The 24,794-nt window shown below is 39.6% G+C and carries 30 protein-coding genes and 5 tRNA genes; 25 read left to right on the forward strand and 10 right to left on the reverse strand.

Going from position 1 to position 24,794, the window contains the following annotated elements:
• Positions 1-293 precede the first annotated feature (293 nt).
• From I6852_RS00540 to I6852_RS00560, 5 genes are all read left to right on the forward strand, one after another.
• A tRNA-Lys gene (locus I6852_RS00540) sits at positions 294-369 on the forward strand.
• Between the two features lie 10 nt (positions 370-379).
• Positions 380-454 (forward strand) — tRNA-Glu (locus I6852_RS00545).
• A gap of 41 nt (positions 455-495) precedes the next feature.
• Positions 496-571, forward strand: a tRNA-Val gene (locus I6852_RS00550).
• A gap of 40 nt (positions 572-611) precedes the next feature.
• Positions 612-688 (forward strand) — tRNA-Asp (locus I6852_RS00555).
• Positions 689-760: 72 nt separating this feature from the next.
• Positions 761-836: transfer RNA gene (locus tag I6852_RS00560), tRNA-Glu, on the forward strand.
• A 13-nt stretch (positions 837-849) separates the two neighbouring features.
• Here the strand turns inward: I6852_RS00560 and panC are convergent.
• Positions 850-1,680, reverse strand: a complete 831-nt coding sequence (panC, locus tag I6852_RS00565; RefSeq protein ID WP_197291164.1) for a pantoate--beta-alanine ligase — start codon at positions 1,678-1,680, stop codon at positions 850-852.
• Positions 1,681-2,364: an orotidine-5'-phosphate decarboxylase gene (gene pyrF, locus I6852_RS00570; protein ID WP_197291163.1), complete on the reverse strand. Its 684-nt coding sequence runs from the start codon at positions 2,362-2,364 to the stop codon at positions 1,681-1,683.
• A 120-nt stretch (positions 2,365-2,484) separates the two neighbouring features.
• Here pyrF and I6852_RS00575 point away from each other — a divergent pair, with 120 nt between their 5' ends.
• The 8 genes from I6852_RS00575 to I6852_RS00610 all read left to right on the forward strand — a co-directional run bounded on the left by I6852_RS00575 (position 2,485) and on the right by I6852_RS00610 (position 7,911).
• Positions 2,485-3,150 carry a carbonic anhydrase gene (locus I6852_RS00575; protein WP_197291162.1) on the forward strand — a complete coding sequence of 222 codons (666 nt, stop codon included), beginning with the start codon at positions 2,485-2,487 and terminating at the stop codon, positions 3,148-3,150.
• Entirely contained in the window at positions 3,137-3,967 is an 831-nt protein-coding gene (gene kdsA, locus I6852_RS00580; RefSeq protein WP_197291161.1) for a 3-deoxy-8-phosphooctulonate synthase, read from the forward strand. Before I6852_RS00575 ends, kdsA begins: the two co-directional genes overlap by 14 nt.
• 9 nt (positions 3,968-3,976) lie before the next feature.
• Positions 3,977-4,447, forward strand: coding sequence for a 6,7-dimethyl-8-ribityllumazine synthase (gene ribH / locus I6852_RS00585; RefSeq protein ID WP_197291160.1), 471 nt, complete (start codon positions 3,977-3,979; stop codon positions 4,445-4,447).
• A gap of 1 nt (position 4,448) precedes the next feature.
• Positions 4,449-4,865, forward strand: a complete 417-nt coding sequence (gene nusB / locus I6852_RS00590; protein WP_197291159.1) for a transcription antitermination factor NusB — start codon at positions 4,449-4,451, stop codon at positions 4,863-4,865.
• Between the two features lie 400 nt (positions 4,866-5,265).
• On the forward strand, positions 5,266-5,577 hold the full coding sequence (locus tag I6852_RS00595; RefSeq protein ID WP_146169932.1) for a hypothetical protein: 312 nt from the start codon (positions 5,266-5,268) through the stop codon (positions 5,575-5,577).
• 263 nt (positions 5,578-5,840) lie between these two features.
• A complete protein-coding gene (locus I6852_RS00600; RefSeq protein ID WP_000323696.1) occupies positions 5,841-6,602 on the forward strand; it encodes a YaaW family protein in 762 nt (253 codons plus the stop codon).
• An 83-nt stretch (positions 6,603-6,685) separates the two neighbouring features.
• Positions 6,686-6,826 carry a hypothetical protein gene (locus I6852_RS00605; protein WP_000071328.1) on the forward strand — a complete coding sequence of 47 codons (141 nt, stop codon included), beginning with the start codon at positions 6,686-6,688 and terminating at the stop codon, positions 6,824-6,826.
• 323 nt (positions 6,827-7,149) lie between these two features.
• Positions 7,150-7,911, forward strand: coding sequence for a YaaW family protein (locus I6852_RS00610; RefSeq protein ID WP_414735716.1), 762 nt, complete (start codon positions 7,150-7,152; stop codon positions 7,909-7,911).
• 190 nt (positions 7,912-8,101) lie between these two features.
• Here I6852_RS00610 and flgG read toward each other — a convergent pair whose 3' ends face one another.
• The 4 genes from flgG to pdxJ all read right to left on the reverse strand — a co-directional run bounded on the left by flgG (position 8,102) and on the right by pdxJ (position 12,306).
• The gene (flgG, locus tag I6852_RS00620; RefSeq protein ID WP_000946437.1) at positions 8,102-8,890 is read right to left on the reverse strand and encodes a flagellar basal-body rod protein FlgG; all 789 of its coding nucleotides are present in this window, start codon (positions 8,888-8,890) and stop codon (positions 8,102-8,104) included.
• 616 nt (positions 8,891-9,506) lie between these two features.
• Complete coding sequence (gene tsaD, locus I6852_RS00625; protein WP_197291158.1) at positions 9,507-10,529, reverse strand: tRNA (adenosine(37)-N6)-threonylcarbamoyltransferase complex transferase subunit TsaD; 1,023 nt, start codon at positions 10,527-10,529, stop codon at positions 9,507-9,509.
• A gap of 63 nt (positions 10,530-10,592) precedes the next feature.
• Positions 10,593-11,516, reverse strand: a complete 924-nt coding sequence (gene pdxA / locus I6852_RS00630) for a 4-hydroxythreonine-4-phosphate dehydrogenase (RefSeq protein ID WP_197291157.1) — start codon at positions 11,514-11,516, stop codon at positions 10,593-10,595.
• A gap of 1 nt (position 11,517) precedes the next feature.
• Positions 11,518-12,306 (reverse strand): pyridoxine 5'-phosphate synthase, encoded by a 789-nt coding sequence (gene pdxJ / locus I6852_RS00635; RefSeq protein WP_197291156.1) that lies wholly within the window; start codon positions 12,304-12,306, stop codon positions 11,518-11,520.
• A gap of 140 nt (positions 12,307-12,446) precedes the next feature.
• Between pdxJ and wecA the strand changes: the two genes are divergently transcribed.
• From wecA to I6852_RS00650, 3 genes are read left to right on the forward strand one after another with little or no spacing between them, the layout of a single operon-like run.
• Positions 12,447-13,454, forward strand: a complete 1,008-nt coding sequence (gene wecA / locus I6852_RS00640) for an undecaprenylphosphate N-acetylglucosaminyl transferase WecA (RefSeq protein WP_197291155.1) — start codon at positions 12,447-12,449, stop codon at positions 13,452-13,454.
• On the forward strand, positions 13,454-14,050 hold the full coding sequence (gene lpxF, locus I6852_RS00645; RefSeq protein ID WP_001925529.1) for a lipid A 4'-phosphatase: 597 nt from the start codon (positions 13,454-13,456) through the stop codon (positions 14,048-14,050). The genes wecA and lpxF overlap by 1 nt, the downstream gene beginning before the upstream one ends.
• A gap of 9 nt (positions 14,051-14,059) precedes the next feature.
• Positions 14,060-14,491, forward strand: a complete 432-nt coding sequence (locus I6852_RS00650) for a hypothetical protein (protein ID WP_197291154.1) — start codon at positions 14,060-14,062, stop codon at positions 14,489-14,491.
• 190 nt (positions 14,492-14,681) lie between these two features.
• Here I6852_RS00650 and metI read toward each other — a convergent pair whose 3' ends face one another.
• The 4 genes from metI to ribE are packed head-to-tail and all read right to left on the reverse strand — an operon-like array spanning position 14,682 to position 17,229.
• On the reverse strand, positions 14,682-15,329 hold the full coding sequence (gene metI / locus I6852_RS00655) for a methionine ABC transporter permease (protein ID WP_000625464.1): 648 nt from the start codon (positions 15,327-15,329) through the stop codon (positions 14,682-14,684).
• A gap of 1 nt (position 15,330) precedes the next feature.
• Entirely contained in the window at positions 15,331-16,314 is a 984-nt protein-coding gene (locus tag I6852_RS00660; protein ID WP_197291153.1) for a methionine ABC transporter ATP-binding protein, read from the reverse strand.
• 21 nt (positions 16,315-16,335) lie between these two features.
• Entirely contained in the window at positions 16,336-16,608 is a 273-nt protein-coding gene (locus I6852_RS00665) for a FlhB-like flagellar biosynthesis protein (RefSeq protein WP_001044047.1), read from the reverse strand.
• On the reverse strand, positions 16,609-17,229 hold the full coding sequence (ribE, locus tag I6852_RS00670; protein ID WP_197291152.1) for a riboflavin synthase: 621 nt from the start codon (positions 17,227-17,229) through the stop codon (positions 16,609-16,611). It abuts the gene before it with no gap.
• A gap of 75 nt (positions 17,230-17,304) precedes the next feature.
• On the opposite strand from ribE, the gene I6852_RS00675 reads away from it, so the two are divergent.
• The 9 genes from I6852_RS00675 (at position 17,305) to mrdA (ending at position 24,654) form a co-directional block, all read left to right on the forward strand.
• Positions 17,305-18,069 (forward strand): TatD family hydrolase, encoded by a 765-nt coding sequence (locus tag I6852_RS00675; protein ID WP_079370440.1) that lies wholly within the window; start codon positions 17,305-17,307, stop codon positions 18,067-18,069.
• Between the two features lie 81 nt (positions 18,070-18,150).
• Positions 18,151-19,269: a lytic transglycosylase domain-containing protein gene (locus I6852_RS00680; RefSeq protein ID WP_197291151.1), complete on the forward strand. Its 1,119-nt coding sequence runs from the start codon at positions 18,151-18,153 to the stop codon at positions 19,267-19,269.
• A complete protein-coding gene (locus I6852_RS00685) occupies positions 19,269-20,213 on the forward strand; it encodes a septal ring lytic transglycosylase RlpA family protein (protein WP_197291150.1) in 945 nt (314 codons plus the stop codon). Before I6852_RS00680 ends, I6852_RS00685 begins: the two co-directional genes overlap by 1 nt.
• The gene (locus tag I6852_RS00690) at positions 20,210-20,704 is read left to right on the forward strand and encodes a KdsC family phosphatase (protein WP_197291149.1); all 495 of its coding nucleotides are present in this window, start codon (positions 20,210-20,212) and stop codon (positions 20,702-20,704) included. The genes I6852_RS00685 and I6852_RS00690 overlap by 4 nt, the downstream gene beginning before the upstream one ends.
• Positions 20,679-21,272 carry a hypothetical protein gene (locus I6852_RS00695; protein WP_197291148.1) on the forward strand — a complete coding sequence of 198 codons (594 nt, stop codon included), beginning with the start codon at positions 20,679-20,681 and terminating at the stop codon, positions 21,270-21,272. The genes I6852_RS00690 and I6852_RS00695 overlap by 26 nt, the downstream gene beginning before the upstream one ends.
• Entirely contained in the window at positions 21,272-21,829 is a 558-nt protein-coding gene (lptA, locus tag I6852_RS00700) for a lipopolysaccharide transport periplasmic protein LptA (RefSeq protein ID WP_197291147.1), read from the forward strand. The genes I6852_RS00695 and lptA overlap by 1 nt, the downstream gene beginning before the upstream one ends.
• Positions 21,826-22,452: a ribosome biogenesis GTP-binding protein YihA/YsxC gene (yihA, locus tag I6852_RS00705; protein WP_197291146.1), complete on the forward strand. Its 627-nt coding sequence runs from the start codon at positions 21,826-21,828 to the stop codon at positions 22,450-22,452. Before lptA ends, yihA begins: the two co-directional genes overlap by 4 nt.
• 11 nt (positions 22,453-22,463) lie before the next feature.
• Positions 22,464-22,907 (forward strand): hypothetical protein, encoded by a 444-nt coding sequence (locus I6852_RS00710; RefSeq protein WP_097687688.1) that lies wholly within the window; start codon positions 22,464-22,466, stop codon positions 22,905-22,907.
• Positions 22,888-24,654, forward strand: a complete 1,767-nt coding sequence (mrdA, locus tag I6852_RS00715; RefSeq protein WP_197291145.1) for a penicillin-binding protein 2 — start codon at positions 22,888-22,890, stop codon at positions 24,652-24,654. Before I6852_RS00710 ends, mrdA begins: the two co-directional genes overlap by 20 nt.
• Positions 24,655-24,794 lie beyond the last annotated feature (140 nt).

A 24,794-nucleotide genomic window follows, 5' to 3' on the forward strand; every position in this document is an offset into this window, starting at 1 on the left:
AAAACCCCATTTTTTAGCAATGAAATTTTTTAAACAAAAAAAGCATTAAATCCTAATAAGATTTGTTAGATCTTGATAAAAACAAAGCTTTTTTAAAACCCCAAAAAAATAATACTAACCAATAACAAAAACGCATCTATTGTGATCCTTATAGCATTAAAGCACAACCAAGTTTTTATTTAAGCAAAAGCTGTTATGCCGTTTTAAGAGCGTGTCGTTTCTATGAAAACCGCAATATTTTTCAATTATTCTTGACAAGCGTTAAAAAAAATTGTATCATTATCTTTTTGTGAGACCCGTTAGCTCAGCTGGTAGAGCAATTCCCTTTTAAGGAATGGGCCGTTGGTTCAAATCCAACACGGGTCACCATGAACATCGTGGCTCCTTCATCTAGTGGTTAGGATACCACCCTTTCACGGTGGTTACAGGGGTTCAAATCCCCTAGGAGTCACCACTCTTTTATACGGGTTTAGTTGGATTTTATCTCAATATTTTGGTCGCTTAGCTCAGTTGGTAGAGCGCTACCCTTACAAGGTAGATGTCATAAGTTCGAGTCTTATAGCGACCACCATGACTAAAGCATGCATTTTTAGGCTATGGGGTTTGGATAGGGAGCGGTAGTTCAGCTGGTTAGAATATCTGCCTGTCACGCAGGGGGTCGCGGGTTCGAGTCCCGTCCGCTCCGCCACCAAGAACTTTTTAAATCATTTTCTACGCTTTATTTCCAATACAATAGTTATAATAGTCAATCGTTAAAAATGACCCTTTCATCTAGTGGCCAAGGATACCACCCTTTCACGGTGGAAACGGAAGTTCAAATCTTTCAAGGGTCGCCACAAAGATTTCAAACTACACCCACAAATTATCTAAAAGCCTGGTTTTACCCACACGAGCCGCCACTAAAATGAGCGTGTTAGTTGGCTCTATGGTTTTTAAAGGCTCTAGCTTGTGGTTACAGCATTCCAAATAATCCACTTCTAAATTTTCTAAAATTTCAAGCCCTAGTTTTTTCAGTTTTTCGCACGATTTTTCGCCCTTATCTATGGCCTGCTTGATGTTTTCTAGAGCTTTTGGAATGGCTAGGGCTTGTTTTCTTTCTGTGGCATTCAAATACACATTCCTAGAGCTTAACGCCAAATGATCGCTATCGCGCGCAATCTCGCATGGCGCTATTTCAATGTCTAAAAGCAAATCTTTAACTAAATGCTCAATGATTAAAAGCTGTTGGGCGTCCTTTTTGCCAAAATACGCTCTAGTGGGATTAACAAGATGGAACAATTTTAACACGACCTGAACCACCCCATCAAAATGCCCCTTACGCACCGCTCCCTCTAAAGAGCTAGATAAGAATGTAGGGGCGTAGAGTTTCAGGCGTTGCTCTGCTTCATAGGGATACATTTCGCTCACTTTAGGCGCAAACACCGCACTAACGCCTAATGTTTCACACAAAGCCAAATCCTTTTCTAAAGGGCGCGGGTAAGCGCTAAAATCTTCGTTAGCCCCAAATTGCGTGGGATTGACAAAAACGCTCACAATCGTGTGGGAATTTTCTTTCAAACTCCTTTCTATCAGGCTTTGATGCCCTTTGTGTAAAGCCCCCATAGTCGGCACAAACCCCACGCTTTCTTCCAAACTTTTACGATACTCTCTTAAAGCAGCAATCGTTTCTAACATGCGCATTTAACAATCCTTTAAAAGCTCTAAAACCACTTCTCTAGGCTCTTTAGCCTGATAAATGGGGCGGCCCACCACGATAAAATCGCTTAAATTTTGTTTGGCTTCTTTAGCGTTCGCCACCCTTTTTTGATCTTCTTTATCGTTTTTATCCAGCCTTATGCTAGGGGTTAAAGTCAAAAAATCCTTACCTAAAGCCTCTTTAATCGCTAAGCTTTCAAACACCGAACACACCACCCCATCAATCCCGCTCTCTTTGCCCATAGCGCTCAATTTAATCGCTTGAGTTTTTAAAGGAGCGTTATACACGCTCAAAAATTCTTCTTCGCTAAAGCTGGTTAAAGCGCTCACGCCCATAATCAAGGGGCGTTTTTTAAGAGCGTTTAGGCGTTGCATTAAAATGGTTAACGCGCTTTTAGCGCTGCTTAAATGCACGGTGAGCATGTCAATTTCTAATTTCGCGCATTCTAGTGCAGCATTTGCCATAGTATAAGGGATATCATAAAGCTTCAAATCCAAAAAGATCTTAAAATTTTCATCAATCTTTCTGATTTCATCTAAAAAACTAGCCCCGTCTCTTATAAAAGATCTAAGCCCCACCTTAGCCCATAAATCTAAGCCCTTCAATTCTTGCAATAAAGAAAGATTGTCCTCTTTTTTTTCTAAATCCAATGCGACACACAATTGCATGAAAGCCCTTTAAAGTGTAAAATAACGCCATTATAACAAAAAGAAATGCAAGATTTTTAGCTATGATAAGCGTTTTAGAATGAAAACCAAGTTTAAGAAAATGAGATTAAGGGTTAAAGAGTGGAAGCGTTTTTAGGAGCGTTAGAGTTTCAAGAGAATGAATATGAAGAGCTTAAAGAGCTTTATGAAAGCTTAAAAACCAAGCAAAAGCCCCACACTTTGTTCATTTCTTGCGTGGATTCACGAGTCGTGCCTAATCTAATCACTGGCACTAAACCGGGCGAATTGTATGTGATCCGCAACATGGGCAATGTGATCCCCCCTAAAACAAGTTATAAAGAATCCCTTTCTACCATTGCGAGCATTGAATACGCTATTGCGCATGTGGGCGTTCACAATTTAATCATTTGCGGGCATAGCGATTGTGGGGCTTGCGGGAGCGTTCATTTAATCCATGATGAAACCACCAAAGCTAAAACCCCTTACATTGCAGACTGGATACAATTCTTAGAGCCTGTTAAAGAAGAATTAAAAAACCACCCGCAATTCAGCAACCATTTCGCCAAGCGTTCATGGCTTACAGAGCGTTTGAATGCGCACTTGCAACTCAACAACCTCTTAAGCTATGATTTCATTCAAGAAAGAGTAATAAATAACGAATTAAAAATTTTTGGTTGGCACTACATTATAGAAACAGGCAGGATTTATAATTATAATTTTGAAAGCCATTTTTTTGAGCCGATTGAAGAAACCATTAAACAAAGGATAAGTCATGAAAACTTCTAAAACAAAAACCCCTAAACCCGTTTTAATCGCCGGGCCATGCGTCATTGAGAGCTTAGAAAATCTAAGAAGCATCGCTACTAAATTACAACCCCTAGCCAGCAACGAGCGGTTGGATTTTTATTTTAAAGCGAGTTTTGATAAGGCGAACCGCACGAGTTTGGAGAGTTACAGAGGGCCTGGTTTAGAAAAAGGCCTAGAAATGTTACAAATTATCAAAGAGGAATTTGGCTATAAAATTTTAACCGATGTGCATGAGAGTTATCAAGCAAGCATAGCGGCCAAAGTAGCGGATATTTTACAAATCCCGGCGTTTTTGTGCCGCCAAACGGATCTGATTGTAGAAGTGAGCCAAACTAACGCTATTATCAATATCAAAAAAGGGCAATTCATGAGCCCAAAAGACATGCAATATTCCGTTTTAAAAGCCCTTAAAACGAGAGATAGTAGCATTCAAAGCCCCACTTATGAAACAGCGTTAAAAAATGGCGTGTGGCTGTGTGAAAGGGGGAGCAGCTTTGGGTATGGAAATTTAGTGGTGGATATGCGCTCTTTAAAAATCATGCGAGAGTTTGCCCCTGTGATTTTTGACGCTACTCATAGCGTGCAAATGCCAGGGGGAGCGAACGGGAAAAGTTCAGGCGATAGCTCTTTTGCCCCTATTTTAGCCAGAGCTGCAGCGGCGGTGGGGATTGATGGGTTGTTCGCTGAAACGCATGTTGATCCTAAAAACGCTCTAAGCGATGGGGCGAACATGCTAAAACCTGACGAGCTAGAACATTTAGTAGCCGACATGTTAAAAATCCAAAATTTATTTTAAAGGAATTTCATGCAAATCATAGAAGGGAAATTGCAATTGCAAGGGGATGAAAAAGTCGCTATTTTGACATCGCGCTTCAATCATATCATCACAGACAGATTGCAAGAAGGGGCGATTGACTGCTTTAAAAGGCATGGGGGCGATGAGAATCTTTTAGACATCGTGCTGGTGCCTGGGGCTTATGAATTGCCTTTTATTTTAGAGAGGTTGTTAGGGAGCGAAAAATACGATGGCGTGTGCGTTTTAGGAGCGATTATTAGAGGGGGGACTCCGCATTTTGACTATGTGAGCGCGGAAGCGACTAAGGGCATTGCCAACGCGATGCTAAAATACAGCATGCCGGTAAGCTTTGGCGTGCTGACCACGGACAATATTGAGCAAGCGATTGAAAGAGCGGGCAGTAAAGCCGGAAACAAGGGTTTTGAAGCGATGAGCACTCTCATTGAATTATTGAGCTTGTGCCAAACTCTCAAGGGTTAAAATGGCGACACGAACTCAAGCCAGGGGGGCTGTGGTTGAATTGTTGTATGCGTTTGAGAGCGGTAATGAAGAAATTAAAAAAATCGCTTCCAGCATGTTAAAAGAAAAAAAGATTAAAAACAACCAGCTGGCTTTTGCCTTAAGCCTTTTTAATGGCGTGTTAGAAAGAATCAATGAGATTGACGCCCTCATCGAGCCGCATTTAAAAGACTGGGATTTCAAGCGATTAGGGAGCATGGAAAAGGCGATTTTACGCTTAGGAGCGTATGAAATTGGCTTCACGCCCACACAAAACCCTATCATCATCAATGAATGCATAGAGCTTGGCAAACTCTACGCTGAGCCTAACACCCCTAAATTTTTAAACGCTATCTTGGATTCTTTGAGTAAAAAGCTCGCTCAAAAACCCTTGAATTAAGGGCGTTTTATGCCTAAGTTTAAAAAATGATGCTATAATCACTAATCACTAATCACTAATCACTAATCACTAATCACTAATCACTAATCACTAATCACTAATCACTAATCACTAAAAAAGGGGGTTGGTGGGATTTGAACGGTGGTAGAAGTAAAATTAAGGGAGTCGATTGTGATTTATGCATTAGCTGTATTCCTTCCATGGGTTAGCTTTTTTCTTGAGAGGTAGGATTTTTTTCGGCTATATTCAGCTTTATTCTTTGGGTCATTCTTGGTTATAATATTTTTGATATTGTTTATTCAGGAGGTGGGGTTTTCAGTCTTTTAGAGCCATTTTTTTGTGGGTAATATTGACCACTTGGTGTTGTTTGGTCATGCATGGGGATCAAAGACGAAAGGAAATGGAACAACTTATTAATACTATTGAAACAAACTCCGGTAAATCTTTACACCACGAAACACAACAAGCAAATGAATATAATGATACGAAACAATCTGTTAGTGAAACCGCTAAAGCAAATTCTAATGAAACTAATACAACTCGCATTTTTATTTGTGTGGTTATTTTCTTTTTAGCCATTATTTTATTAGCTGTTTTTCTTAGAAAAGGAGGGTATCAATTAAGCAATAACCAAAGAATTGACGCTAAAAATCCCAGCCATGAGAATTACAAAAAAAATGATAACAACCGCTCCAAACCGCTTAACCCCTAATAACCTTAAGTATAAAATGGCAAAAGTAAAGGTTAGAAAAAATGGGGATAAAAATCCCCCCCCCTTTAGCGTTTGGGAAAATTGATGCTTAAAGCAATCTATAGAGTTAAGAGCGTTGGGTTTTTGAGTTTAAGCCTTTTTAGAATATTAAGTGTAGTTTTAGACAAATGATATTAAAATCAGTAATCACTTTAGAAAAACAGCGATGGAGCGTGAAAAGTCGTTTGTTTTTAATAAGTGATAAAACAATATAAAGGAATAATATGGCATACAAATATGATAGAGACTTGGAATTTTTAAAGCAATTGGAATCTAGTGATTTATTGGATTTGTTCGAGGTGCTTGTTTTTGGTAAAGACGGCGAAAAAAGACACAATGAAAAACTGACCAGCTCAATAGAATACAAAAGGCATGGCGATGATTACGCTAAATACGCAGAAAGAATCGCTGAAGAGTTGCAATACTATGGGAGCAATAGTTTTGCGAGTTTCATTAAAGGCGAAGGAGTCTTATACAAAGAGATCCTATGCGATGTGTGCGATAAATTAAAGGTCAATTACAACAAGAAAACTGAAACGACTTTGATTGAACAAAACATGCTTTCTAAAATCTTAGAAAGAAGTTTGGAAGAAATGGATGATGAAGAAGTGAAAGAAATGTGCGATGAATTGTCCATAAAAAACACCGACAATTTGAACAGACAAGCCTTAAGCGCGGCGACTTTAACGCTGTTTAAAATGGGAGGCTTTAAATCTTATCAATTAGCGGTCATTGTTGCGAATGCGGTCGCAAAAACCATTCTAGGGCGTGGTTTATCGCTTGCGGGCAATCAAGTGCTTACAAGAACTCTGAGCTTTTTAACAGGCCCTGTTGGCTGGATCATTACAGGCGTATGGACAGCGATTGATATTGCAGGGCCGGCTTATAGGGTAACCATACCGGCATGCATTGTGGTTGCCACTTTACGCCTAAAAACACAGCAAGCTAGTGAAGATAAGAAGTCGTTGCAAATAGAATCCATTTAAGCTTTTTTTAGGGAAAAGGGTATAGAATGGAGACCTAGATGCGAAAGTGCATCTAGTTTTTATTTTAATTTAAGGGAGACAAGATGAGTAACAGTTGCAGTAATCAAAACCACAATCAAAAAGGTGATGCTAAAAATCAAAACAACGAAAGTTGTCAAAAAAATAGCCAAAACCAGGCTAATCAATGCAACGCTAACCACGAGCATAAAAACGATAAAAAGTAAGGGTTAGAGAGAGTTAAAAGGAGGGGGTTTCTTGTACCAAAAATCAAAGTAGCGTTTCATTAAATTATACCTAAAGAAAAATCAATAGTTTCCTACTTTCAAATCGGATCTATCTTATCCAAAATGATAAGCGTATCAAAACATTTTAATTATTATCATTCTTTGGTCGTAAAATCAATAAAGCCCATTAGCATTTGTAACGCAATATTCATGCACAGTTAGCGGGTGTGCTTGAGCCTTTTAGGGCGTTAGACATGATTTTAAAAAATGATGCTATAACCACTAATCACTAATCACTAAAAAAGGGGGTTGGTAGGATTTGAGTGAGTGGTAGAAATAAAATTAAAGGGATTGCATGGCATACAGATAGCGACTTGGCATTTTTAAAGCGATTAAGCTCTAGCGATTTGAAAGATTTGTTTGATGTGATTGCTTATGATGAAGATGGCACACTGAGAATGAGTGAAGAATTGACAAGTTCAACAGAATATAAAAGGTATGGTAGAGATTACGCTAAATACCCCGAAAGGATCGCTGAAGAGTTACAGCATTATGGGGGCAATAGTTTTGCGGATTTTTTTAGAGATGAAGGGGTCTTATACAAAGAGATTTTGTGCGATGCGTGCGATCATTTAAAGGTTAATTACCATGAAAAATCTCCAACCTCTTTGATTGAGCAAAACATGCTTTCTAAACTTTTGAAAGATAGTTTAGAAAAAATGAGTGGGAGAGAGATTAAAGAACTCTGCGATGAATTGGGCATGCCAAATATTGATAAAATGATCGCTGAAAACAAACAAGTCCTAATCGCATCTGTTTTAACGCTGTTTCAAACGGGCGGCTTTCATTCTTATGCGTTGGCTATAGCTGTTGCAGATACAATGGTGAAAAAAACTCTAGGGCATGGTTTATCGTCTGTGGTGGGTAAAGTAGCGCTTAAAAAAACTCTAGGCATTTTAGCTGGCCCTATTGGTTGGGTCATTACGGGCGCGTTAGTGAGCATCAATCTTGCTGGGCCGGCTTATAGGGTAACCGTGCCTGCATGCGTTTTGGTTGCTACCTTACGCAAAAAATTAAAAGTATAACAAGAAGCAGAACAAGCAAATAAAACCAATAAAGCATGGTATTTGGCTAAAGCGGTGTTGAAAAACTTAAAAACCCTAGCCACAAGAATTAAAGAATGGCAACAACCGCTCCAAAACACAAAACCACCCCAAGCACAAAAACAACAAGGGAGCAGAGATTAAAGAGCGTTAAGGAGGGTAAAATCCCCTTTTAGCGTTTGAGGGAATTGACGGTTTGGAGCATGGCGTCAGCGGTTTGAATGCTTTTAGAATTGGCTTCATAAGCCCTTTGAGCGGTGATTAGATCCGTCATTTCTTCTACCAATCTCACATTACTAAGCTCCAAAAAGCCTTGCCTTAACTTGCCTAATCCTTGAGAATCCGGGTTGCCCACAATCGCATCGCCGCTAGCGTTGGTGATGGAAAACAAATTATCCCCCATAGAGTGAAGCCCCGCCGGGTTGACAAAATTAGCCAAAGTGATTTGCCCGATCACATTAGAAGTCGTTTGCAAGCCTTGAGTCACGCTCACCGTGCCATCCACACCGATGTTTACTTGCGTGGTGTCTTCAGGTAAAGTGATTTGAGGGATGAGAAGATAGCCCTCGCTCGTTACAAGATTGCCCTGCTCGTCTAGCTTAAAATTCCCGCTTCTTGTATAAGCGGTGGTGCCATCAGGCAACTGGACTTGAAAAAAGCCTTTGCCCGTAATGGCGACATCTAAATTGTTTTCCGTTTCTTTAGGGCTGCCTTGCGAAAACATTTTAGTGATCGCGCTAGGGCGCACGCCTAAGCCCACTTCCATGCCATCTGGCGATAAAGTCGTGTTGCTTGTGTTGGTGCCGGCGTATTGCATCGCTTGGTAAAACAAATCGTTAAAATCCGCGCGAGATTTTTTAAACCCGGTGGTATTGACATTGGCGATATTGTTTGAAGTGGTGTCAATGTGCGTTTGTTGGGCGAGCATCCCTGAAGTGGCGCTATAGAGAGAGCGGAGCATTTTTTCCCTTTAAACTAAAACTTAATCACCCAAAATTCTAACAAAAATAAGATTAAATTTGACTAAAACGCTCTTTTAATAAAAAATTTAACCCATTCAAGCAAGAAATCCCAAGTATCTTTAGCGTTTGACATGATACAATTCAAAACATGTGCTCCTTAATAGATGTTTGAAACCATTAGCTACCAACCTAATGGTTTGAATAATAATGCCTATTAAGAAACATGCCATAAATAACATAAAGGAGATAACTATGAAATTATTATTAATCATCATAGTGTTAATGGTGCTCGTAACACCACTACACCAAATACAGATCCTTAAGAGCTACCAACTCTCAAGGATTTTTTAAACCCTTTTTGTGATGAAACTATAATGCAATAATCATTAAATTTAACTTAAATGATAGCGGTTTTTTATAAAATTGTAGATTTAATCCGTATTTAATCTAATAATCTGCCCATAATAAAACAATTCTCGTCAAGCGTTTCAAGGCTTTTTGCTTACTCGTTAATTCAGTTTTAATGCGCTTTTATTCAAATTTAATCTCTCAAATACAGATAAAAGATTGATAAATGTTGGGGCGTTTTATCATGCGTTTTCTTTTTGTATCCATTCACTCAAAACTTTCTAACAGCGTTCTTGGCGAAATGTTAGCGTTTTCTAAAGGGACAAAGCACTTTTTTTGATAAGCCTCTAGGCTTGATCGCCCTATCATGGCGGCATTGTCGCTGCAAAATTCTAAAGGGGCTAAAACAAGCTTGCAATCAAACTCAGCGCACAAATTTTCAAACGCCTTTCTTAAAGCCAAATTTTGGCTCGCTCCCCCCACAATGCCAAAAATTTTAGGGCGTTTGATTTTAAAATAGCGTTTAGTTTGCTGGATTAAATGCTCGATAGCTGCGCTTTGAAAATGATAGCCAATCTTTTGTTTTACCTCATCGTTCAAATCATGGGCGTTTTTTTCAACCTCCAAACGCACCGCATTTTTTAAACCTGAAAAGCTAAAAGCCAGATTCGGGCTGTTTTTTAAAGGGACAGGGAACATTAAAGGCTCGTTTGGATGCCTATAATCAAGGGCTAATTTTTCCACTATAGGGCCTCCTGGATAGCCTAAATCAAGCATTTTAGAAACCTTATCAAAACTCTCCCCAAAGCTATCGTCTAAACTCGTGGCAACGATTTTAATATTCTCATAATCTCTAGCCTCTAAAATCAAAGAATGCCCCCCAGAGACTAGCAGCACGCTTAAAGGCATGCGAGTTTGCTTCTCATTGATGAATAGCGAATACACATGCCCTCTCAAATGATCTTCTAAAATCAAGGGCAAATTCAAAGACAAGCTCAAGGCTTTTGCCATCATCAAACCCTCTATTAAAGTAACGCTCAAACCTGGCTGATTAGTAATAGCGATGGCTTTGAGCTTGGAAAAATCCTTATTCAAGCTTATTTTAATGCGTTCTAATAAAAGCGGCAAATTCTCAGCATGCAAGCGCGATGCAAGCTCAGGCACAACACCCCCATAAGAGCTGTGGTGCTTTTCTTGAGAGATTTTAAAATGAGCGATGAGTTTAGCGTCCTCTATTCTTGTAAGGGCTAAAGAGCTGTCATCGCAAGAACTTTCAATGCTTAAAATCATGTCTTTATCTTTGAATAATATTAGAGATTGAATTATACTTTGTTGGCTTGTATTTTAAAATCTTTAAGCCAAATATTTGATCGCGTTCAAATAGCTTTTGTTGTTCGCTTTGTTTTGATAAGCAATATCAAACGCTGTGCCGTGGTCAGTGGAAGCGCGCAAAATGGGGGCGTTCAAACTCACATTGATGCTTTCATCAAAATAGAGCGCTTTTAAAGGGGCTAACCCCACATCATGGCTCATGCTCACATAAAAGGGGGTTATTTTGCGTTTATTAGGGGCAAAAGCGCTATCAGCCGGCAGTGGCCCCAAAAAGCATTCAAAGCCCAGTGTTTGGTTGCCCTCTTGAATGGCTTTTAAAATCTTTTCATCTTCTTCCCCAAACAATCCCTCTTCGCCCGCATGGGGGTTAAAGCCACACACTTGAACGATTTTAGCTTGAGTGCTTTTTTGAAACGCTAATAAAAACTTAACTAACGCTTTCACTTGAATGAGTTGAGAAACTGCGCTTAAAGGCACATGGTCGCTAAATAGCCCCACAAAGAGTTTTGAACACCCAAGCATCATGATGATTTGATGATCTTTATAGCGTTGTTTTAAAAAATCGGTATGCCCCACAAAAGGGATTTGAGCTTGTTGCCATGCGAGTTTGTTGATAGGCAAAGTGCAAATGCCATCCACTTCTTTACTATCCGCTAACTCGCAAGCCTTTTTAAAACTCTCAAAACTATACGCCCCGCTTTGAGCGCTGACTTTGCCTATCGTGCTAGAGTTTAATAAGGGTAAGGGGGCATCAATAGCGAGTGTGTTAAGCGTTTTAGCTTCATAAGCGTTATCAAGCAATTGATTGGCTCGCTCTAAAAGTTCGCCATCAACGAGATACAACGGCTCACAAATCGCGCTCACTTCCTTATGGCTTTTTAAAATCAATTCTAAGCCTACGCCTTGAATATCCCCGCAACTGATCGCAATTTTCTTTTTAGCCATTTTATCGCTTAATAAGTTGCGCCATTTCTAAAATCGCTTTTTCTAAGCCCACTAAAACCGCTTTTGAAATCACGCTATGACCGATATTAAGCTCTCTTAAAGAGGGGATTTTTAACAATTCTTTCACATTAGTATAATTCAACCCATGCCCAGCGCACACCACAATTCCCATAAAAAACGCTTCTTTGCTCATTCTCCTTAATTGCAAAAAGGCGTTATGCAATTCTTCTTTCAATTCTTTGGGGCTTTTGTCTTTGAGCGCGCTAATGGCATGGATTTGATTGTTAGCGTTAGAATATAAAGCGTTGTGCAAATTCGCATACACCCCAGTGTGGAACTCCACTTGCTTGACTTGATGCTCCTTTGCAAAATGCAGAGCGTCTTTTAAAGGATCAACAAACAAAGACACCTCAATGCCTTTATTGTGATACGCTCTAATAACTTCCCCCAAACCCTTTAATGAGCAATCCAATCCCCCCTCTGTCGTAATCTCATTTCTGTTTTCAGGCACGATCGTAACCTTACTCGGCTTATTTTTTAAAGAGCATAAAAAATCAGTGATTTCAGTATTGATAGAGCATTCAATGTTGATAGGCAAGGGGCTTATTTCAAGCAGTCTCAAAACATCTTCATTTTGAATGTGCCGTTTGTCTTCCCTCAAATGGATGGTGATTAAATCCACTTTATGGGTGTTTTTAGCGATAAACAGAGCCTCTAAAATCTCAGGCTCATAAGTCTTTCTCACTTCCCTTAAAGTAACAATGTGATCAATATTCAATCCAAAACGCATGGCTATCCTTTATTTTATAATAATGATTTTTGGAATTGTAACATAAAACCCACCTCTTATACCTATAAGATTTTATCATCAAGCTATCTTTTAAAAATGCTATAATACCCAAAACAAAATGTCAATTAAATCCAATAAAAGTGTTGTGGGTGCTATATTTTTTAACCAGTTTATTTATTTGCTCTTTGATTGTTTTGTGGTCTAAAAAATCCATGCTCTTTGTGGATAACGCTAATAAAATACAAGGCTTCCATCATGCAAGAACCCCACGAGCCGGGGGGCTTGGGATCTTTCTTTCTTTTGCGTTGGCTTGTTATTTTGAACCTTTTGAGATGCCTTTTAAGGGGTTTTTTGTTTTCTTAGGGCTGTCGCTAGTGTTTTTGAGCGGTTTTTTAGAAGACATTAACCTTTCATTAAGCCCCAAAATACGCCTTATTTTGCAAGCCGTAGGGGTTATTTGCATCATCTCATCAACGCCTTTAGTGGTGAGCGATTTTTCGCCCCTTTTTAGCTTGCCTTATTTTATCGCTTTTTTATTCGCTATCTTTATGCTGGTGGGTATCAGTAACGCCATTAATATTATTGATGGGTTTAACGGGCTGGCATCAGGGATTTGCGCGATTACTCTTTTAGTCATTCATTATATAGACCCTAGCAGTTTGTCTTGTTTGCTCGCTTACATGGTGCTTGGGTTTATGGTGTTAAATTTCCCTTCAGGAAAGATTTTTTTAGGCGATGGAGGGGCGTATTTTTTGGGCTTGGTGTGCGGGATTTCCCTTTTGGATTTGAGTTTGGAGCAAAAAATCAGCGTGTTTTTTGGGCTAAATTTAATGCTTTATCCAGTCATAGAGGTGCTTTTTAGTATCCTAAGGCGCAAAATAAAACGCCAGAAAGCCACCATGCCGGATAATTTGCATTTGCACACCCTCTTATTCCAATTCTTGCAACAACGCTCTTTCAATTACCCTAACCCTTTATGCGCGTTTATCCTTATTCTGTGCAACTTGCCTTTTATTTTAATCAGCGTCTTGTTTCGTTTAAATTCTTACGCGCTCATTGTCATTAGCCTAGTCTTTATCGCATGCTATTTAATAGGCTATGCTTATTTGAGCAGGCAAGTTTTTGCCTTAGAAAAGCGGGCGTTCTAATGAAAAAGCTCAAAAGTCTTTTTTTGAGTCTGCTCTTATGGGTATATCCTTTAAGGAGTGAGCCGATCAATGAGGGGGCATACATTTTAGAAGAGATTGGCGATGTGCTTAGGTTTTTGCCTATTTTTGTAGGCACGGTCAGTTTGGCGATGCGCGATTATAGAGGATTAGGGGAATTAGCGGTCGGCACATTAGTCACTCAAGGAGTGATTTATGGCCTTAAAGGAGCTTTTAGCACCGCCCATAAAGATGGGGCTAGAGTGGGATTTGCTAAACGGCCATGCTGTAATTCTTGGAGAGGCATGCCAAGCGGGCATGCTGGGGGGGTGTTTAGCGCGGCTGGGTTTGTGTATTACCGCTACGGGTGGAAACCGGCTCTTCCTGTGATCGCTCTTGCAATCCTCACTGACGCTAGCAGAGTGGTGGCAGGACAACACACGATCTTGCAAGTTACGATCGGCAGTCTTATCGCATGGGGGTTTGCCTATTTATTCACTTCACGCTACAAACCCAAGCGATGGATGCTCTATCCTGAAATCTCTAGCGACTTTAAAGGCAGTAGCCGCTATGGGGTGAGCTTTTCTTATCAATGGTAAAGGGATAAAATGCTAAAAAAGTTATTGCTCATTGTGCTCTTTTTAGGGTTTTTAAGAGCGGAGGGCGAACATTATGAAATCATCGCTGAGCTTTCCAAGGCTTTTTTGAAAGCCAAAGAGGTTTTGACTGCGATCAATAAAACCTATAAAACCTGTATTGAAACCGGGCATGATCGCACTCAAATACGCCTTCAAAACGATTTTTTAGAGAATTTGTCTCAAACAGAGCAACAATTTGATGATTATTTTGAGAAGGATTTTAAAAGCGTAGGGGTTTTAAAAACCTTGCTTAAAGACATCCAATCATTAGAAAAGTCTTCCAACAAGCTTGCATGCATTGCCCCAAAAAACGCTAAAAATTTTGAAATTTTAGAGGGAGCGATAACGCAAATCATAGGATTAGAAGAGCAGATGAATCAATTTATCAATGGCGCGAAATAAAGCCCATTTTTGCATGAGAATTTAATGGAATATTTGATCGCAAAAAGCTTTAATCCAAGTGTTGAGCGATAACCTTTAAAAGCGTTTTTAAAGAGTTGAATTCCGCCATGAACAAAGCTTAGAAATCCCGTTTAAAAAACAAAGAGTTAAAGTTGGCTTTGAATATTCGCATTTGATGAGAACCAAATCCCTAATACTTATTCTTTCTCAAGCGTTTCACCACATAATCCCCCGCGCTTTGAATGATTTGCACTAAAACGATGATCACAACCACCGCGTAAAAAAGCACATCGCCCCTATAACTTTGATAGCCAATCCTAATGGCTAAATCCCCCAATCCCCCAGCCCCTAACGCTCCAGCCATAGCCGAATAGCCTATTAGAGAAATTAAAGTGATGGTGATATTATTCACTAAAGAGGGCAGGCTCTCTAAAAGCATCATTTTAACGACTTCCAAATGAGACGCTCCCAAGCTTAAAGTGGTTTCAATCTTGCCATGCTCTACTTCCATTAGAGAATTTTCAAAAAGCTTTGCGACAAAAGGAATGGCTGAAATGGCTAACGGGATAATGCTCGCGCTAGATCCAATGCTTGTGCCAATCAAAAAGCGCGATAGAGGCAAGAGCAAAATAATCAAAATGATAAAAGGGAAAGAGCGAGTCATGTTGATAGAAGTGTCTAAAATCTTATGCAAAAGGGGTTTGTTTAACAGATGCCCTTTTTTACTCACTAACAATAAAACCCCCAAAGGCAAGCCAAAAACAACCGCCAAAAAACTCGCCACAAACACCATATAAAGCGTTTCTAGCGTGGCTTGAATGAGCATTTGAGAAATCATTTTAATCCTTTAATTTTTCCACTTGTAAGCCTAAAGCGTTCAAATACTCTAAAGCCCTTTGAATCTCTGTAGTGCTGCCTAAAAACCGCACCACTAAATACCCTATATCTTTAGTCGTAAGCTCTTCAATATTGCCTGAAATGATACTCACATCTATTTTAAAACGCTTGATCAAATTAGAAATGATCGGCTCGTCTAAATGCTCCCCTAAAAACACGATGCGATAAATGTCTTGGCATTTTTGATCCCCATGCTCGTTTTTGATGCCAAGCAATTCTTTAGTAACGGCATGTTTAGGGTTAGCAAAAATTTCTTCCACCGAGCCTCTTTCCACGATTTCGCCGCTGCTGATCACACACATTTGATTGCACAATTCTTTAACCACTTCAATTTCATGCGTGATGAAAACGATGCTCAAGTCAAGCTTTTTTTGAATGCCGCTTAAAAGCGTTAAAATAGAATGCGTGGTTTTAGAATCCAGCGCGGATGTGGCTTCATCGCAAAGCAACAAATCAGGGCAATTCGCTAAACTCCTAGCGATTGCCACTCGTTGTTTTTGCCCACCGCTGAGCTGTTTAGGGTAAAAATGCATTTTATCTTCTAACCCCACTAATTCCAACAATTCATGCACCCTTGATTGGATCTTATTTTTTTCCCATCGGGCGATTTCTAAAGCGAAAGCGACATTTTCAAACACATTTTTAGCGCTCAATAAATTGAAATGTTGGAAAATCATGCCTATTTTTTGGCGTGCTTTTTGCAATTCTTTAGGCTTTAAGTTTAACAGATTGACCCCATTGACTAACACTTCGCCAGAACTAGGGCGCTCTAAACAATTGATTAAGCGGATGAGCGTGGATTTTCCCGCCCCTGAATAGCCTATCACGCCCAAAATATCGCCTTTTTTCAATTCCAAATTCACGCCTTTTAGAGCATGGAATCCGTTTTCATAAATCTTTTCAATGTTCTTTAATTCCACTACCATCGTTTTAACTTTATATCCCGATCACTTGGACATTTGCGCGTTATTTTCCACGCTATTGAGCCATAAAAACACTTGCACCACGCTTTCATACAATTCTTCAGGTATCGCGCAGTCTAATTCCACCTTTAAAAGCGAATCCACCAGCATGGGGTTAGAAAAGAGCGCTATATCGTATTCCTTAGCTTTTTGAATGATCCTTTTAGCCACTTCGCCCACCCCGCTTGCGATCACTTTTGGGGCATGATCTTGCCCCATGTTATAGGCTAGAGCGGCGGCTTTTATGGTTTTATTCATCTAATACCCTAAAGTCAAAGAATCCGCGTCATTCCAAGAGAAATTTTTTTCAAACCCTTTTGTTTTTTTCAAAATAGACGCAACGCTGCGAACCAACATGTCCGTTTCAATATTCACGCGCCGTTTGAGTGGATAAGTCTTAAAAAGGGTATTTTCTAAAGTGTAAGGGATAATCGTTAGCCAAAACCCCTTTTCTTCTACTTTGCTTAAAGTCAAACTCACCCCATCAATGGCGATAGAGCCTTGCTCAACGCACAATAAAAGCGTTTCTTTAGAAACGCTGATGAAAAAATCCACTTGATTAGCGTTGTGAATGATTTTTTCAATGACCCCAATAGCGTCAATATGCCCTTGCACAAAATGCCCATCCAAACTCGCATCGGCTTTTAAGGCTGGCTCAATATGGACTAAATCCTTGTAATTTTCTAACGCTACGCTGTTTTGGGTTTTTTGGCTCAATTCCACGCTAAAATGCGTTTTTGAACTTTCTATGGCGGTCAAACACGCCCCATTAACCGCAATGCTGTCGCCAAGCTTGGGATTGAGATCGCTCTCTATGCTTAAAATATTGTTGTGGAAACTTTTCACTTTAGCTATTTTATGGATTAACCCGCTAAACATAATTGATTGTTATTCTCCTTATGTTAGAATGTTTGACTATTATAACATAGCTAAATAAAACCACAGGATAGAAGCATGTTTATTGATACGCATTGCCATTTGGATCACAAGGATTATGAAAACGATTTAGAAGAAGTGTTAAAAGAAAGCCTAGAAAAAGGCGTTACTCAATGCGTGATTCCTGGCGCGGACATGAAAGATTTGAATAGAGCAATAGAAATTAGCGAAAAATTTGAAGGCGTGTTTTTTGCTATAGGCGCTCACCCTTATGATGTGGAGAGTTTTGATGAAAGCCTGTTTGAAAAATTTGTCAGTCATCAAAAGTGCGTGGCGATAGGCGAATGCGGACTGGATTACTACCGCTTGCCTGAATTGAATGAAAGAGAAAATTATAAAAGCAAACAAAAAGAAGTTTTCACCAAACAGATTGAGTTTTCTATCCAACACAACAAGCCCTTGATCATCCATATTAGAGAGGCGAGTTTTGATAGTTTGAATCTTTTAAAAAGCTATCCTAAAGCTTTTGGGGTGTTGCATTGCTTTAACGCTGATAGCATGCTTTTAGAACTGAGCGATCGTTTTTACTATGGTATAGGGGGGGTTAGCACCTTTAAAAACGCTAAAAGACTGGTAGAGATTCTCCCTAAAATCCCTAAAAACAGGCTTCTTTTAGAAACGGATTCGCCCTATTTGACCCCACACCCTTTTAGAGGTACTAGGAATAGCCCTACTTATATCCCTTTAATCGCTCAAAAAATTGCCGAAATCATCAACATAGAGACTGAAGAACTCGCTTCTTTAAGCACGCATAACGCTCACACGCTCTTTAGTTTCCCCTAAAATTAGGGCTTGTTAGAAAGCGTTATTCAAGTTTAGCTATAATCAAGGCTATTTTAAAAGCTGGATAGTTATTAGGATGCGATGTCAAAAAGAATGAAGTGTTTTAGTCAAAAATGGTTGGTTTTTTTTGTTACCCTTTTATTGGCTTCTTTAGGCCATGCGAAAATGGCTTTTGAATCTAATATTGACACCAAAGCGCTAGAGGCCTTTGGGGTTAATGCGAGCTTTTTATCCCAAATGCCAGGCGTTTTAAAAAAAGTGAATGAAGAAGAAGAATGGAAGAGACTTGTCAAAAGATTTGATGTGAATTACCAGTTCATCCCCATCATTAAAAACATGCTCATAGAAGCGAGCGTGCCACAAGAATTTTTGTTTTTAGCCATGGCAGAGTCTAAATTTTCATCAAGGGCTTATAGCAGGAAAAAAGCGGTAGGGATTTGGCAATTCATGCCAAGCACGGCTAAAGAATTAGGGCTTAAGGTCAATCATTACATTGATGAAAGAAGAGACCCCATTAAAAGCACTCAAGCGGCGATCACTTATTTGAAACAGCTCTACAAGCAAACCGGGGAGTGGTATTTGGTCGCTATGGCGTATAATTACGGCTTACACAAGGTTCAAAACGCTATTAAAGCCGCCGGCACTTCGGATATTAAGATTTTGCTGGATGAAGATAAAAAATACCTCCCCAAAGAGACACGAGAGTATATCCGCTCCATTCTAAGCCTGGCGTTGAAATTCAACAGCCTAGACAACCTCAAAGATAAAGAATACTTGCTCAATCGTGGGGCGAGGGTGAGTTTAGTGGGCGTCCCGTTTAAAAGACACACTTCTTTAGTCCAAGTGGCCAAAAATTTAAACTTGAGTTTGGAAACCCTAAAATCCTACAACCACCAATTCCGCTATAACATTCTGCCCTCTAAAGACCCCACCTACACCATTTATATCCCTTATGAAAAACTCGCCCTTTTCAAACAACGCCAACTCAAACAAAATAAAAACATTCAAGCTAGTCCTAAAAGCCCTTTCATCACCCATGTGGTCTTGCCTAAAGAAACCTTGTCTTCTATCGCTAAACGCTATCAAGTCAGTATTTCCAGTATCCAATTAGCCAATAACCTCAAAGATTCTAATATCTTTATCCACCAACGCTTAATCATCCCCACCAATAAGAAATCGATCGCTACAAGGGAATTTTAATGGGTTTGGCGTTAAAAAAAGTTTATTTTTTAGGCGTTATTTTTTTGATTAGCGCTTGTGCGGTTAAAAAAGAGGGAATAAAGAATTTGTCTTATAAGCATGAAAGCTTGCGCGCTTATGAAAACGCTAAAGACTATGACCCGACAACCAAAAAAGCCACCTATAAACGCAATTTTTTTGAACGCCATTTCAAACACCACACCGATTCGCAAGATAGCAATACAAAACAACCCCTAGATAACGGCATGCGCGATTCTAGTGCGATCCAAAGAGCCACCATGCGCCCTTATCAAGTGGGGGGCAAGTGGTATTACCCCACTAAAGTGGATTTAGGCGAAAAATTTGATGGCATTGCGAGCTGGTATGGCCCTAACTTCCATGCCAAAAAAACCAGTAATGGGGAAATTTATAACATGTATGCCCACACCGCCGCGCATAAGACTTTACCCATGAACACCGTGGTGAAAGTCATCAATGTTGATAATAACTTAAGCACCATCGTGCGCATTAATGATAGAGGGCCTTTTGTGAGCGATCGCATCATTGATTTGTCTAATGCGGCCGCTAGGGATATTGACATGGTTAAAAAAGGCACAGCCAGCGTGCGTCTTATTGTTTTGGGTTTTGGTGGGGTTATCTCCACGCAATACGAACAATCCTTTAACGCCAGCTATTCAAAGATCTTACACAAGGAATTTAAAGTCGGCGAGAGCGAAAAAAGCGTGAGCGGAGGGAAATTTTCTTTGCAAATGGGGGCTTTTAGAAACCAAATAGGCGCTCAAACTCTAGCGGATAAATTGCAAGCAGAAAATCCAAATTACAGCGTCAAGGTTGCTTTTAAGGACGATTTGTATAAAGTTTTAGTTCAAGGGTTTCAAAGCGAAGAAGAGGCTAGGGACTTTATGAAAAAATACAACCAGAATGCGGTTTTAACGAGAGAATGATTAAGTTATTGCTTTTAGATGTGGATGGCACGCTCACGGACGGGGCGTTGTATTTTGATGAGAATTTTCACGAGATCAAGGCTTTTAATGTCAAAGATGGGCTTGGCATGACGCTATGGCAAAAATTAGGCAAAAAAATCGCTATCATTACAGGAAGAACTTCAATCATGGTGAAAAAACGCATGGAGAGTTTGGGCGTTCAGTTTGTTTTTATGGGCGTTGAAAATAAAAGCGTGGTTGTGGAGCGGCTCAAAAAAGACTTGCAATTGAGTACGCAAGAAATCGCATGCGTAGGCGATGATTATAACGATTTAGGCATGTTTAAGGCATGCGCTTTGAGTTTCGCTCCTTTTGATGCACACCCCTTGCTTAAAAGTAAGGCTTATAAAGTGTTGCAAAATTCAGGGGGTAAGGGGGCTGTTAGGGAAGCGATTGATTATCTTTTAGAATTAGAAGGCTTGCAAGATGAAGCACTCAAGCTTTACCTCTAATAGCGTTTTAAACTTTTTTGTGGTTTTGTCTTTCATCACGATAGGGCTAGTCTTTTTCTTTTTGCGTTCCCAACCCACTAGCGTGGTCTCTAAAGAAAATATCCCTAAAATTGAATTAGAAAATTTTAAAGCGTTTCAAATCAACGATAAAATCCTTGATCTTTCCATAGAGGGTAAAAAAGCTTTACAATACGATGATTACGAAATCTTTTTTGATTCCAAAATCAAGCGCTATGATGAAGACACCATTGAAAGCGTTGAATCTCCTAAAGCCAAGCGGCAGCAGGATTTGTATTTCTTCCCTAATGGGGTTACTTATAAAAGAAGCGACGATTCTAGTTTTTGGAGTGAAACAGGGATTTACAACCACAAGGAGCAAAATTTTAAAGGCAAGGGCCGTTTCATTCTCATTTCAAAAGATAGTAAGATTGAAGGGCTTGACATTTCTTATTCGCATGCTTTAGCCATTATTGAAGCTCAAAGCATTCAAGCGCATTTATTCTTAGATGAAATCAAACAAAGCCAGAAAGAAAAGAAAAAATTCCCCACTTTCAAAGGAGGTTTTTAATGCGTTGGTGGTGTTTTTTGGTGTGTTGTTTTGGTATTTTAAGCGTGATGAGCGCTCAAAAAACAGAGAATAAAGGTTTGAAAAAAGAAAGAGAGCTTTTAGAGATTACTGGCAACCAATTTGTAGCGAACGACAAAACAAAAACCGCCGTTATTCAAGGTAATGTGCAGATCAAAAAAGGTAAAGACCGGTTGTTTGCGGATAAAGTGAGCGTGTTTTTAAATGATAAACGAAAGCCAGAGCACTATGAAGCCACAGGGAACACGCATTTTAATATCTTTACAGAGGACAATCGTGAAATCAGCGGGAGCGCTGACAAGCTCATTTATAACGCGCTGAATGGGGAATACAAATTATTGCAAAATGCGGTGGTTAGAGAAGTGGGGAAATCCAATGTCATCACCGGTGATGAAATCATTTTAAACAAAACTAAGGGCTATGCTGATGTGTTGGGGAGCGCGAAGCGGCCCGCTAAATTTGTGTTTGATATGGAAGATATTAATGAAGAAAATCGTAAGGCTAAATTGAAGAAGAAAGGCGCTAAGGAAAAACCATGATCGCCATTAAAGACGCTCATTTTCTCACTTCTTCTAGCCAACTTTTTCAATGCCCCGCAAGCCTGACTTCTGAGATGGTGGTTTTAGGGCGTAGCAATGTAGGCAAAAGCGCCTTTATTAATACTTTGTTGGGGAAAAATCTCGCCAAAAGCTCAGCGACGCCGGGAAAAACCCGCTTAGCGAATTTTTTTTCCACCACTTGGGAAGATAAAGAAAACGCCTTAAGGGCCACTTTTAATGTGATTGATTTGCCCGGGTTTGGCTACGCTAAAGTTTCTAAAAGCTTGAAAAAAGAATGGGAGGGGTTTTTATGGGAATTGTTGAGCGTTAGGGTTTCTATCAAACTTTTTATCCATTTAGTGGATGCGCGCCATTTGGATTTAGAAATTGACAAAAACGCTAAAGAAAATATTCAAGCCCTTTTAAGGCCCGATCAAGCCTACCTTTCTCTTTTTACGAAATTTGACAAGTTGAATAAAAACGAGCAACACCGCCTTTTTTTAAACGCTCCTAAACCTTTTTTAATCAATACCACCCATTTTAACGCTCTTTCTTCAAAATACCCAACCCTTGAAATCGTGCGCCAAACCCTTTTGAAATACTTGCTCACTAACCCTTTATAGGCCGCAAAACCATGCTCTCTTTAAAACAAGATTCCTTTTTTTTCTTATGTTTAGGGATCTTTGGTTTTTATTTTTATAGCCTTTTGAGAGATTTAATGCCTTTTTTACCCCCTATGATTGGGTTTTTATTCTTGTTTTATGCGAAAAAATACGATCATTTTTTACCCAGTTTGAGCGTGTTTGGTTGTTTGTTTTGGTTTGAGAGCATGCATTTAAAGACTTTAGGCGTTTTGGCTTTATTGTTTTTAATCTACCATCAAATCGTCTATAAAAACTCTTTAAAGTTTTTTAATGACGGCTTTTTATTCAAAACTTTGCATGTTTTTTTGGTTTATTACCTTTATTTATCGCGCTTTTTTTCGGTGTCTTTGAGTTTGAAAATACTCGGCTTTCTCGCTCTTTTTGCTTTAATAGAGAGTGCTTTGTGGGGTTTGTATGAAAAATCTTCGCTATAAGCTTTTGCTCTTTGTTTTTATAGGGTTTTGGGGGTTATTGGTTTTAAATTTATTTATTTTAAGTGTTAAAAATCAAGAATACTATGAAAAACTGGCTGAACGAAACATGACTAAAAAGGAATTTCTAGTCCCTACAAGAGGCAATATTACAGACAGAAACCATGAGTTTTTAGCCACTAATGAATTGGTGTTTGGCGTGTTTTTGCCTAGCGGATTGAAACAAAAAGAACTTTTAGAAAAAATTGGAATCATCCAAACATTTTTCCCTAACTTTTCTAAAGAAACGCTTTTAAACAATTACCAAAAAGAAAATTCGCTTTATAACCACAACCTCATTAAAGTGGTGGGCTTCATTCCCTATGCCACCATGCAATCCCTTTATACCAAACTCATCCAAACTCAAGGCATTTTTGCGCTTCCCTTAGACAAGCGCTACTACCCTAATAACGCTTTAGCTTCGCATGTTTTAGGCTATGTGGGGGTGGCAAGCTTGCAAGATTTGAAAGACGATGAAGAGAATCAATACAGCCAGATTGTGGGCAAAACCGGCGTTGAAAAAGAATACAACAAGCTCTTACAAGGCAAGGTGGGCTATAAAATCATGCGTGTCAATGCGCTCAATCAAGAATTAGCCACTTTAGAAGTAGTGCCGCCAAGCACCAGCAACCACTTGCAATTGAGTTTAGACAAACGCTTGCAAAAAGAAGCGGACAAGCTCTTTGAAAATAAAAGGGGGGCTATTTTAGTGATGAACGCAGAAAATGGGGAATTGCTCGTTGCAGGAAGTTACCCTGAATACAATTTGAACGATTTTGTAGGCGGGATCAGTCAAGACAAATGGCAAAAACTTCAAGATGATATTTATAACCCCCTACTAAACCGCTTCGCTAACGCTTTATACCCGCCGGGATCTGTGGTTAAAATGGGCGTGGGCTTGAGCTTTTTAGAAAATCTTCATATCACAGAAAACACCACCATACCCACCCCCCCTTTTATTGAAGTGGGTAAGCGCAAATTTAGGGACTGGAAAAAAACAGGGCATGGCAATTCCAATTTGTATAAAGCCATTAGGGAGTCCGTGGATGTGTATTTTTATAAGTTTGGGCTTGAAATTTCTATAGAAAAACTCTCTAAAACCTTAAGGGAAGTGGGCTTTGGGGAAAAAACGGGCGTTGATTTGCCGAATGAATTTGTGGGGATTGTGCCGGATAATTTGTGGAAACTCAAACGCTTCAATCAAGATTGGCGCGTTGGAGACACGCTCATTACCGCTATTGGGCAAGGCTCTTTTTTAGCCACGCCCTTGCAGGTGCTAGCCTACACGGGACTCATTGCTACGGGCAAACTGGCAACGCCTCATTTCGCTATCAACAACCAACAACCGCTCAAAGATCCCCTAAATAGTTTTCAAAAAAAGAAGCTCCAAGCCTTGCGCGTTGGAATGTATGAAGTGTGCAACCATAAAGACGGCACCGCTTATCATTCCACAAGAGGTTCTAAGGTTACTTTAGCGTGTAAAACCGGCACCGCGCAAGTCGTAGAAATCGCTCAAAACATCGTCAATCGCATGAAAGAAAAGGATATGGAATATTTCCATCGATCCCATGCGTGGATTACGGCATTTTTGCCTTATGAAAAACCCAAATACGCTATCACTATTCTAGTAGAACATGGGGAAGGGGGATCAAAACTAGGGGGCTTGTTAGTGAAAATGAGTAATAAACTCTATGAGCTTGGCTATCTTTAATCAAATTTTAAACCTTTTCAAAAACGCAACCATCTAAACGCTAAAGACCAGCCAACTTGTTTCAGCGCTCTATAACTCAGTCTAACGGGTGGTTTAAAACTGGTATTCATTAAAGAACACTCTAAAAGCGTAAAACTTTA

Origin of the sequence: Helicobacter pylori (genome assembly GCF_015904775.1) — a bacterium.
GTDB lineage: Bacteria > Campylobacterota > Campylobacteria > Campylobacterales > Helicobacteraceae > Helicobacter > Helicobacter pylori_DM.